Annotated in this window: 6 protein-coding genes; all 6 read left to right on the forward strand. The window is 35.6% G+C overall.

The window, feature by feature from the left end; genetic code table 11:
* The first annotated feature begins 137 nt into the window (after window positions 1-137).
* Window positions 138-3,197, forward strand: a complete 3,060-nt coding sequence (locus tag ACXAHM_RS19920; protein ID WP_474963716.1) for a SusC/RagA family TonB-linked outer membrane protein — start codon at window positions 138-140, stop codon at window positions 3,195-3,197.
* 11 nt (window positions 3,198-3,208) lie between these two features.
* Window positions 3,209-4,750, forward strand: a complete 1,542-nt coding sequence (locus ACXAHM_RS19925; RefSeq protein ID WP_474963718.1) for a RagB/SusD family nutrient uptake outer membrane protein — start codon at window positions 3,209-3,211, stop codon at window positions 4,748-4,750.
* Between the two features lie 63 nt (window positions 4,751-4,813).
* Entirely contained in the window at window positions 4,814-7,210 is a 2,397-nt protein-coding gene (locus tag ACXAHM_RS19930; protein WP_474963720.1) for a glycosyl hydrolase, read from the forward strand.
* Between the two features lie 56 nt (window positions 7,211-7,266).
* On the forward strand, window positions 7,267-9,714 hold the full coding sequence (locus ACXAHM_RS19935) for a glycoside hydrolase family 2 TIM barrel-domain containing protein (protein WP_474963722.1): 2,448 nt from the start codon (window positions 7,267-7,269) through the stop codon (window positions 9,712-9,714).
* 72 nt (window positions 9,715-9,786) lie between these two features.
* The gene (locus tag ACXAHM_RS19940) at window positions 9,787-11,067 is read left to right on the forward strand and encodes a family 16 glycosylhydrolase (RefSeq protein WP_474963726.1); all 1,281 of its coding nucleotides are present in this window, start codon (window positions 9,787-9,789) and stop codon (window positions 11,065-11,067) included.
* A gap of 1 nt (window position 11,068) precedes the next feature.
* Window positions 11,069-12,625, forward strand: coding sequence for a sulfatase family protein (locus ACXAHM_RS19945; protein ID WP_474963730.1), 1,557 nt, complete (start codon window positions 11,069-11,071; stop codon window positions 12,623-12,625).
* The last annotated feature ends 393 nt before the right edge of the window (window positions 12,626-13,018 follow it).

Raw genomic sequence — 13,018 nt, forward strand, 5'->3', positions numbered from 1 at the left:
AAACAGACAAACTTAATTCTCAAGCCCGGTTCATATTTGTATAAACGTTGCAAAAACACTTTTAAATGAAATGAATCATCGAGCTTTTTTATTCTTTATTGAATTAGAAACTTGATATTATCTTAAAGCATTTTTTTATGAAAATTTTCTATCTAGAAAAGTTTAAGCATTCTTTCCGCTTATTAATGATGCTTGGTTTAATCCTTACTGGATTAACAGCACAAGCACAAGACAAAAGAGTTTCTGGAGTTGTAAAAGACGACGCAGGTCAACCAATTCCAGGAGTTAGTATTAAGATCAAAAATACTACTAAAGGAACAATTTCTAACTTTGATGGTGAGTTTGATATATTAGGTGTTTCTTCTGAAGATTACTTAATTTTTAGCTTCATGGGTTTTGAAGCACAAGAAATTCAAGTAGGTACTCAACAAAACATGCAAATAGTGATGCAGGAAGCAACAGAATTGCTTTCAGAAATTGTCGTTGTTGGTTATGGTACACAAAAGAAAGAAAACTTAACAGGTTCTGTTGGTGTTGTAACTCCTGAAAAAGATATAGGAAACCAAGCGGTGACCAATACTGAAGCCTTATTACAAGGTAGAATTGCAGGTGTTCAGTTAACACAATCAGGTGGTAAGCCAGGTGCTGGTGCACAAATCACAATTCGTGGTAATGGTACTTTGAATGATTCAAGTCCATTAGTATTAATTGATGGTGTTCCAGGTAGTATGCAAGACATTTTACCTTCAGATATTGAAAGTGTATCCGTATTAAAAGATGCTGCATCTGCTTCTATCTATGGTACGCGTGCCGCTAACGGTGTAATCTTAGTAACTACAAAGAAAGGTGGAACAACAGAGAAACTTAAAGTATCATACAACGGTTATGCTGGTTTTCAAAAAGCAACTGTACTTCCTGATATGTTAGATTCATGGGATTACATGACTTTAAAAAATGAAGCTAGTGTAAATGCAGGTAGAGCACCAATTTATACAGACGAAGAAATTGCAATTGCAAAGTCAGGTATCGATCCATATCATTATGCAAATACTGATTGGGCTGATGAAGTTTTCAAAGACGGTGCATTCTTCCAAAATCACCAAGTATCATTATCTCAAAAAGTAGGTAAAACACAATACTTAGCATCTTTAGGTTACTTAGACCAAGACGGTATCATGTACGGTACATCTGCTGAACGTTTAAATTATAGAGTAAACTTAAAAAGTGATTTAGGTAAAGGATTTACTTTCGGTACAAACTTCTTTGGTGCGATCAAATCTTCTGAAGAATCAGCAGATACAGATGATCAAGGTGTAATGAGATTAATTGCAAACTCTTCTCCACTTGTTCCAGTTTACAACCCTGACGGTTCATTTGGTTCAGCTTCAGGAAACCCTTACGAGATTAATACAAAGAACCCTCTTTTCTACGCAACTGAGGCTTCTAGACAATATGCAACTTCTAATAAGAACACAATCAACCCTTATTTAGAGTTCAAACCAATCGAAGGTCTTACTTTCAGAACAAACTTCAGTTACTCATATACAGAAGCTTTAAACAAAGCGCATAAGTATACTTTCCAAATGACAGATGCTGATGGTAACGATTCTGATATTACAAGAGTTCAAAACTCATTACAAGATATTTCAAACTCTTATGAAACTATCCAATGGGAGAACACTGTAAATTATGACAAGAAATTTGGTAAGCACGGTATCAATGTTTTAGCAGGTACTACAATGAACACTTACAAGCACAGATGGACAAAGGTTAAAGTAACTGACCTTCCTTCAAATGACTTGACAGAAATTGGTGGTGGTAGTAACCCAACAGTTGATGGTACATTTAACGAATCAAGATTATTATCAGTATTCGGTAGAGTACAATACAACTACGATGATAGATATTTATTAGAGGCCAACTTAAGAACGGATGGTTCTTCTAAATTCCCTTCTGATAACCGTTATGCAGTATTCCCAGCAGTGTCAGCAGGTTGGATCTTCTCTAACGAGGCCTTCTTAGAAGATGCTACTGAAAGCTTCCTTTCATTTGGTAAAATTAGAGCAAACTGGGGTCAGTTAGGTAACGATAAAATTGGTTACTATCCTTACTCTCAGTCATACACTCCTACTGATGGCTATCCATTTGATGGCAATAATATCTACAATGGTGGTTTAGCAGTAACTGATTTAGCGAATGAAGATATCAAGTGGGAAACGACTACTTCTTATGGTATTGGTGCTGACTTAGGATTCTGGGATGATAAATTAACTTTAACAGGTGATTACTTCGTGAAAGATACGGATGATATCTTATTAAAATTACCTATCCCAGGTGCTACAGGTGTTTCAAACCCTGCTTACCAAAACGCTGGTCGTGTGAAAAACACAGGTTGGGAATTGGCAGTAAATCATTACAATTCAATTGGTAATACTGGTATTGAATATAACATTGGTTTCAACATCACTAAGATTAAAAACGAAATCATTGATATGCAAGGTGAAACACAATATCCTAACAACAGAACTGTAAATATGGAAGGAGCACCAATCGGTTCATTCTATGGATACAATAATACAGGTATTTACAGAACTGAAGAAGATTTAGAAACGTATCCTTACATCGATGGTCAAACACCTCAACTAGGTGACTTGATTTATGAAGATATCAACGGTGATGGTGTAATTAACGATCAAGATAGAACGATCATTGGTAATCCTAACCCTGAATATATGTACGGTATCAACTTAGGTGTTGCTTACAAAGGATGGGATTTGAAAATGTTCTTCCAAGGTGTACAAAATGTAGATATCTACTCTAGTTCAACTGGTAACCACTCTGGTTCTGGTAACAACTTAATGAACTGGACAACAGATTGGATGGATCGTTGGACTCCTGATAATCCTGATGCTTCTAAGCCACGTTTGGGTAACACAAACAACGAGCAAGTATCATCATTCTGGGTAGAAGATGCTTCTTACTTCAGATTAAAGAACATTGAGATCGGTTATACTTTCAATGAGAATATCTGTAGAAAACTTAGAGTTCAAACTTTTAGACTTTATGTAAACTCTACGAACCCAATCACTTGGTCACAATTGGACCACTGGGATCCAGAGCGTTATGCTAACCAATCGAGAAATGAGGCATATCCTCAAACTACAACATTAACTTTTGGTACTAACATCACATTCTAATCGTATTAACCATGAAAAAAGCAATAATCACTCTATTAAGTGCCGCAACTCTTACATCTTGCAGCAACTTCCTAGATTTACAAGATAATAATAAATTAAACCAAGATTCTTACTGGCAAACAGAAGAGCATTTGGAATTAGCAGTTACTGCGGCATACGAGAGTCTTACTCCTGAAGAGCTTTATGCTAGAGGATACAGAGATTTGGATTGTATCAGTGACAATGGTTACAACGAATGGACTTGGATGCGTTATTGGGATATCAGTGTAGGACAGCATAACCCTGCCACTGACCGTATCAACTGGGTATGGAACGATAACTATAAAGGTATCAGAAGAGCCAACGAAATCTTAGACAACGCCCCTTCAATGAATATTGATAGAACGTTGAAAGAAACTTCTATTGGTGAGGCTTTATTCTTAAGAGCTTTATTCTACAACAACTTATCAATGTTATATAAAAATGTACCATTGATTTTAACAGTAGTTTCTCCAGATGAAGCAAAGATTGAGAAATCATCAAATGAAGAAGTAGTAGCGCAAATCCTTGAAGATTTAACAACAGCTATCGACTTACTTCCTGATAATGGTGAGTCAGAAGGTAGAATCACGAAGTACGCTGCCTTGGCTTTAAGAGCAAGAGTAAACTTATACAATAAGTTTTATGAAGCTGCAGTTGAAGATTGTCAAGCAGTAATGAACTCTGGTAAACATAGCTTACTTGCAGATTATGACTTATTATTCTCTGCGGAAGGTGAAAATAGCCCAGAGTCAATCTTCTCTGTACAATTTGCTTCAAACATGAAGTCAGGTGAGAAATTCTCTGGTACTTACAAAAAACAACCTCAATCTCACTTTGGTGTGCTACCTAACTTAGTATTTGATTATTATACTAAAAATGGTTTAAGACCTGAAGATGATCCTGAGGCAACTCCTTTCTCTACATGGTCAGATGAAAATGGTTTACCAAAAACAAAAGCACAATTAGAGGCTGAAGGTTTAAGTATCTATGACTATTGGGCTGAATTTGAAAACAGAGACCCTCGTTTAGATATGTCAATCCTTAGAGGTGGTGAGCCTTGGGTAGATGCTGACAAGTGGGATAACAATGTAAAAGCAACTAGATACGGTATCCAAAAGTATATCCGTGAAGAAGTTGGTTTATATGAAGATGGCGATAGAAACTTTATGATCCTTCGTTATGCTGATGTTTTATTAATGTATGCTGAAGCGAAAAATGAATTAAGTGGTCCTTCTGGAGATGTATTTAATGCATTAAATCAACTAAGAAGAAGAGTAAGAATGCCTGACTTTGATTCATCATTATCTCAAGATGAATTAAGAAATGAAATCAGACACGAAAGAAGAGTAGAATTAGCATTTGAAGGTTTAAGATACTTCGACGAATTGAGATGGGAAACAGCGAAAGATGACTTCGAAAATAAGGTAATCTTCCACGACAGATCATTCAACGAAAGTAAGCATTACTGGTGGCCAATTCCTCAAACGGAATTGGATAGAAACCCTAACCTGACACAAAACCCAGGTTGGTAATTCTTTCAAAAATTTATACTAGGGGAAACAATCCCCTAGTATCTACGCTAAAAAAATACTACAATGAAAAATAGATTTTTAAAATTATCTGTATTAATTCCTTTCATAGCAACATTATTTACTAGCTGTGATATGGATGATATGATCAACCACAGACCTGTTCCAGGTGAAGAAGTTGAGGAAGAAGTAATCGTATACGGTAAAAAAGGATTTGGACAAACAACTAAAAGTTATGTTTGGAGTAACTGTGTCTCTTTATCTCAACCTTACTGGCATTATTCATGGGGATCTGATTACCCTGCAGATATTCCAGACAATGTAGAATTCGTTCCAATGATTTGGGGTCGTAATAATGTTGAGGAAAAAATTGAAAAGTTAAAAGAGCTTGCTGATCAAGGACAAATCAAATATTTATTAGGTTTTAATGAGCCAGATAAAGAAGATCAATCACACATGACTGTTGATGAAGCGATTGCATTATGGCCTTTATTAGAATCAGTTGGTGTACCATTAGGTTCTCCTGCTCCTGCAGCAATGAATAGTGGATGGTTACAAGAGTTTATGTCAAAAGCGGATGCAAATGGTTTAAGAGTTGACTTCATCTGTATGCATCGTTACACAGATTCTATTGATCCATTGAAATGGATGGAAGCTTTCCAAAATGCGAGTACTAGCTTTGGTGGAAGACCTGTTTGGATTACTGAGATGGGCTTAGCAGACTGGAATGCTACAACTCCTGAAAACAACAAAAGATCTGAAGAGCAAGCTCAGGATTTAATGAAAGAATTACTTCCTATGATGGACCAAGCGGATTATATCCAAAGATATGCATGGTTTGATGGTGGTCGTGCGAAAAACCAAGCGGCTTTACATATTTCAGCGATTTACGAAACAGATTCTGACATCTTAACGGATCTTGGTATCATCTACGCTGAGCATGATGCTAACTTAGAAACAGGTAGTGGTAACTCTACTATTCCTGAAGCTGGTGACTACGGTTTAGTAGTTGATGGTGGATTTGAATTCAGAAATGAAGAAGGTGCATGGGGTGGTTATGACAATGGCTTCACTGATGCAACAACAGCAAAAGCAGGTATCGTTTCAGGTAGAATCCAACCAGATAAAAATGGAGATGGTGGTTCTATGTTACAACATATTGAAGCTGAAGCAAATGCAATTTATCAATTCTCTTACTCTACAAAATGGGCTTCAACGCCTGACGGTACTATTAAAGTACAAGTTCAAGATAGATCTGCTGATAAGAAGCCAGAAGGTGGATGGCCTCAACTTTATGTAGAAGAAATATCTACAAGTACTGATTGGGCTGATGTTACAGCATCTTTCCAAACACTTGAAAATACTTCAAAAATTACTTTAGTATTCTACAAAGGAGGTACAAATGATGATACTAACGCTGGTTTAACAGAATTATTTATTGACGAAGTATCATTATTCAAAACAGGTGAAGTAACTGAGCCAGACCCGACTCCTAATCCAGTTCCTGATTCTGGTTTAATCACTGACGGTGGTTTTGAAGATTTAACTGCGGGTACATTCCCAAGTTCTTCTGAATCTTCTTGGTATGGATTTGACGGTAGCTTTATGAACGATGTATCAATGGCACATACTGGTTCACAATATGCTATATTAGCCACTGACAACAATGGGGACGGTGCTTTTATCAACCAAGTAATTTCTGTTTCAGCTAATAAAGTTTACGCTTTAGATATGCATTCTAAATGGGGCGAGGCTCCAACAACAGCAGGTATCATCAGAGTATTTGATGTAACTGATGGTGGAAAAGTTGAATTATTAAACGAAAACTTTGCTTCAGCTACTGAATGGACAAATGCAAACTTCACTTTCGAAACTGCAGAAACGACGGCTACAATTAGAATTACTATTGTGAAGCCAGGTGGTGAAAAAGACAATACTGTCATGATTGACGATGTGATCTTAGTTGAGACTGGCGATGTTGAACAACCTGAACCTCCAGTTGAAAAAGTAGAAGTTGTTGCTAATGGTGATTTCGAAGGTTTAGCTACAGGTGCTTTAGGCACAAATACAGAACCTTGGAAAGGATATAACAGTGGTACTGCAGATATCGTAGATTCAGAGTTTACTGCTCCTTATGAAGGAACTCAATGTGGTAGATTAAAGAAAGATGAGGCATCTATTAGCCAAACTATCACTGTTGAAGCGGGTAAAACATACGTTTTCTCTATGTATACTAAATGGGAAGATGGTTCTGCAAAAGATTTAAAATTCACAATCAAAGCATCAAATGACAATAACTTCAAAACTCAAGAAGTGATTGCGGGAAGTGATGATTGGGCACTGACAACTTTTGAATACACTGTTCCTGAAGGTCATTCTTCATTGACTTTCAATGTTTATAAAGGTAAAGATAATAACTCAGGTTATTTCCTTATCGACAATGTTTCAGTGATTGAAAAATAATATAAATGTAAAAGGGGAGAATGTTAAGCTTCTCCCCTTCTGCTTTACACTACTATATGAAAAAGCATTACTTAATAACGATTTTAGGATTACTCCTACTCTCTATATATGGCTGCCAGAAGATTGAAAAAGTAGATAGAGAATATAGAGAAGTAATCAGACTAACTGATAACTGGCAATTTCAATATCAAGATACTTTAGACAATAACTGGAGCACAGTTTCTGTACCTCACGATTGGGCAATTTCAATGGAATTTGACAAAACCATTGATATGCAAGAAGTAGTGGTATTAGAAGATGGTGACAAAGTACCTAAACTAAGAACAGGTAGAACAGGTGCCTTACCACATATTGGTAAAGGTTTCTACAAAAAAATACTTCACTTCACAAACCAGGATAAAGACAAGCGTATTTTTATTCAATTTGATGGAGCTATGAGTAACGCAAAAGTTTATTTGAATAAACAATTTATAGGTACATGGCCTTATGGTTACTCATCATTCGAATTTGATTTAACTGAATTCGTACAATTTGAAAAAGATAATCTTTTAGAAGTTCACCTTGAAAATAAACCATTATCATCAAGATGGTATCCTGGTGCTGGTATTTACAGAAATGTACGTATAGTAAAGACAAATCCTATTCATATTAAAAATTGGGGAACGTTCATTACAACACCTTCAATTACCAAAGAAAATGGAATGGTGAAAGTAGAAACATCTATTACAAATGCTTCTACTCAAAACCAAAATGTAGAACTGATCCACACAATTTTATTTAAAAATCAACGCGTTGGTTCATTTTCTAAAGAGGTAAAAGTTACAAAAGGGGAAACAAAAAATACAGCTGAGATTGAAGTTGACACTCCTCAATTATGGTCTCCTGATACTCCTAACTTGTATCAAGTAATTACTCAAGTAGCGATCAATAATGAAATTGTGGATACTTATAATAGTGAGTTTGGTTTCAGAACAATTGAATTCACTAATAATGACGGTTTCTTTTTGAATGGTGAAGAGTTGAAATTCAAAGGTGTTTGTCTACATCATGATTTAGGTCCTTTGGGAGCTACACACAATGAATCCGCTTTAATTCATAGATTAAAGAAATTGAAAGAAATGGGTGCTAATGCTATCCGTTCTACCCATAATCCATCAGATCCAGATTTAGCTAGATTAGCGGACAAAATGGGCTTTTTATTCGTAGCTGAAGCGTTTGATGAGTGGGAAGTGCCAAAAACAGAAAATGGTTACAACCAACTTTGGGATGAATGGGCTGAAAAAGATCTTGTTGCTTTAATGCATAGAGATAGAAATCACCCTTCATTGATTATGTGGTCTATTGGTAATGAAATCCGCGAGCAAACGAAAGAAGACGGTTACAAAAATGCCCAATTCTTAACGGATATTGTGCATAGAGAAGATCCTACAAGACCTTCTACTGCTGGTTTCAACAACTGGAAAGGTGCCATCAAAAATGGTTTAGCTGACGCAGTTGATATTCCTGGTTGGAATTATAAACCTAACAAGTACCAAAAATTCCATAAAGAACACCCTGAATGGAAAATGTATGGTAGTGAAACAGCTTCTACGGTAAGTTCAAGAGGTGAATACTTCTTCCCTGCCAAAGAGGGAAAACATAAAATCAGACCGAGCCTGCATTCTAATTCTTTTGATATGGACTTCCCTAACTGGGCACAAACTCCAGACAGAGAATTTAGAGCGCAAGATCAAAATAAATTCATCATGGGTGAATTTGTATGGACTGGTTATGACTATTTGGGTGAGCCAACTCCTTACAATGAAGAGTGGCCTACGAAAAGTTCATATTTCGGAATTATTGATTTAGCTGGAATTCCAAAAGACCGTTTCTATTTGTACAAGAGTAAATGGTCTAATGAAAAAGTATTACATGTTCTTCCTCACTGGAATTGGAAAGAAGGACAAAAAGTAAGTGTTCATGCTTACACAAACTATACTACAGCGGAACTTTTTGTAAACGGTGAAAGCATGGGTATTAAATCAAAAGATACTAAAAACCTATACGATACTTACCGTTTAAGATGGGATGATATTACTTATCATGCAGGAGAAATTAAGGTTGTTGCTTTAGATGAAAATGGTGAAGCTATTGAAGAAGTTATAAAACGTACTGCAGGTAAACCACATCATATTCAAATTGATCTCGATAGAACTGAAGCAAATGCCAATGGTGAAGAAATTGTTTACGCAACCATCTCTATTTTAGATAAAGAAGGAAATCTTTGCCCGAGAGCCAATAACTTAGTCAACTTTGAAGTAGAAGGACAAGGTATTTTAAAAGCAGTTGGGAATGGTGATCCTACCTCATTAGAATCGTTTGTTGAAAAGCATAGAAAAGCCTTCAATGGTAAGTGTATGGCAATTCTTCAAACATCAAAAGAAAAAGGTAGTATTACTGTAAAAGCATCTGCAAAAGGACTTGAAAGTGCATCTTCAGTAGTCAATACAAATCAGAATATCTAATAAAAGAAGATTGTAAATAGAAGGAAATTTTCTATTTACTTTCTTTTAAATCACCACAAACTTTATTTAAATATGACCAATAAATTACTCTACATATTATTATTTGTTCAATTCATTAGCTGTTCAACATTTAATGAATTAGATACAAAAGAAGAAACGAAACAGCATCAACCTTTTCTCACTTCTTCAAACGGAAGAATTAATACTTCTGAAGGATGGATTGAAGTTTGGTCTGATGAATTTGAAGGAACAAATTTAGATACTGCCAAATGGACCAAAACGGTCAGTGAAAAAAGTAGAGCACCGAGACCTGATTTAGGCATTAGTTCATGGTTTTGGGTAGAAGATCACGCTTGGTTAAATGGCAATGGGCAACTTATGTTGAAAAGTTCTAAAGTAACTTCAAATAAGATGTATTGCGGTTCTGTAGATTCTAGAAATAAATATCAACCTAAATACGGATACCTAGAAGCAAGAATAAAAATTGCTGATACATCAAAAGGCAATCATACTGCTTTCTGGTTACAAGGTCATCATCAAGGCAATGTAGACGGAACTGCCAATGATGGTGCTGAAGTTGATATTTTTGAATCAGCTTGGCTTAGTGAAACGACAAAAGCAGTAGTACACATTGATGGCTACGGTGCCGACCACAAGGCAAATACTAAGAAATATGATACGCCTAACATTCATGATGGATTTCATGTTTATGGTCTTTTATGGGAAGAAGACAAAATGGAAATCTATTATGATGGAGAATTAAAAGTATCTTATGCTGGAGCATGGGTTCCACAGGTTGAAGAATGGTTATGGTTATCCGTAGGTGCTAGTTTTGCAGATGGTGATTTTGTCTCACAACCTATCGGAGATTTATCAACAGCTGAAGTAGATTATGTTAGAGTGTGGGAAAGAGATCCCAATGTTGGTCTTCCTAATACTGTTGATACTGTTCGTATTCGAAATAAAGCATCAAACTATTACTTCAGAGTTGTAGGTGAAGGAGATAATCAGGAAGTAAAACAAACATATAACAATCGTACAGGTGATTGGACATATTGGAAGTTGGTAGAGAATAATGGGTATTATCATATCAAAAATGAAGGTACTGACAAATTTATCAGAGCAGTAGAAAATGTCGATGGAGCATTATTATATACGAAACCTCTTGATAATGTTGGAAGCTGGACACAATGGGATTTTATTGACCAAAATGATGGTTATTATTTAATCAAAAATAAAGAGACAGGTCGTTACTTAAGAGCGACATCTAATGCTGATGATGCTTCTATTGTGATCAGTTCTACAAATGACAATTATTCTTTATGGAAAATTGAAAAACTAAACGAGCAATAAAATGAAAAAATTATTAACCTGTCTTGCTTTTGCTGGTATGGTAGCATGCCAAAAGCCCGCACAAAAAGCAGACGTTACTAAAAATACAGACAAACCAAATATTATCATCTTTTATGTGGATGACTTAGGATATGGTGATATTGGAGTTAATGGTTTAAAAGGAGCACAAACTCCTGAGATTGATAAATTAGCCAATGGTGGAATTCTATTTACAGATGTACACTCTCCACATGCTACGTGTACTCCTTCTCGATATTCAATGTTGACAGGAGAATATGCCTTTAGAAAGAAAGCTCAGATTCTTCCAGGCGATGCGCCCCTATTGATCAATCCTAACAAAAAAACACTTCCTGATATGTTGAAGGAGGAAGGGTATGCTACAGCAGTAGTTGGTAAATGGCATCTTGGACTAGGGAATGGAAATGTGGATTGGAATACAGCAGTGAAGCCAGGTCCATTGGAAATTGGATTCGATTACTCCTTCTTATTACCTTCAACAGGTGACCGTGTTCCTTCTGTTTATCTTGAAAATCATCATGTAGTCAACTTGGATCCTAATGATCCAATTACAGTGAGTTACAAAAAGAATATTTCTGATCGTCCAACAGGAAATGAGCATCCTGAATTATTACGTCAAGGTGCAGACAAACAACATGGAAATACGATTATTAATGGTATTTCTAGAATTGGCTATATGAAAGGTGGTGAAAAAGCACTTTGGACAGATGAAGACTTCCCTGAAAAATTAGCGGGTAAAGCTTCTGAGTTTATCAAGCAACATAAAGATGATCCGTTCTTCTTATACTTTGCTTTCCATGATATTCACGTACCTCGACTACCTTCTGATCAATTCAAAGGAAAATCTGAGATGGGTGTCAGAGGTGATGTAATTCTTCAGATGGACTACACTACTGGTTTAGTGATGAAAACATTAAAAGATTTAGGAATTGAAGACAATACTTTAGTCATCTTTACTTCTGATAACGGGGCTGTCCTTACAGATGGCTATGATGATAAAGCAATTGAATTACTTGGTGATCATAAACCGTCAGGTCCTTACAGTGGTGGTAAATACTCTGCTCTAGAAGGTGGTACTAGAGTTCCAATGATTGCTTATTGGCCAAATAAAATTAAGGCAGGGCAAACAAATGATGCTACATTCTCACATATAGATTTTTATGCATCATTTGCAGAATTATTAGGAACAGAATTACCAAAAGACGTCGCTATTGATTCGAAAAGTATGTTACCAGCATTATTAGGTGAATCTCAAGAAGGGCGAGACTTTATGGTAGAAGAAAGTTTCTCAATTGCAATGCGTCATGGTAATTGGAAGTACATTCAACCTATTCCAAAGAAAAAGAGAGTACCTAATTTTATGGAAAGAACAAAGAATATAAAAGGTGGCCTTTCCAAGAAACCTCAATTATTTAATCTCGAAAATGATCTTCAAGAATTAAATAATGTTGCTGATCAGCATCCTGAAATTGTATCGTTATTACAAGGGAAATTAGATTCAATACAAAACATGACTAATGCAGACAACAATGTGCAATAGTATTTGAAAATTTCTATAGATTGATAAACCGTTTAAGAATATGAAGCAATTTTCTTAAACGGTTTTTTTTATACATTCCATCTACTTTGGATAAGTTTTGACTATCAATATTAGACTACCCCATTTTATATTTTGACTAAAGTTTAGTTTTTACATTTAAATATTGAATAATTTACTAATTCTACTAAATAATTTACAAACCAAGCTCTTCTATCTCCCGTACATTTGTAACATATCAATAGCGGAATCTAGACAAACAAATAGATCCCAAACACAAAAAAACAATTATAATCATGCAAAATAACACAACAAATTATCGAGTAGGTAAATGGCTTTCATCAGATCAAAAATTTTTAGAAAACTGGTTACAAGAACTAATCGATCACGTTGATG

The sequence above is a fragment of the Flammeovirga sp. AWQ4_249 genome (assembly GCF_056161045.1).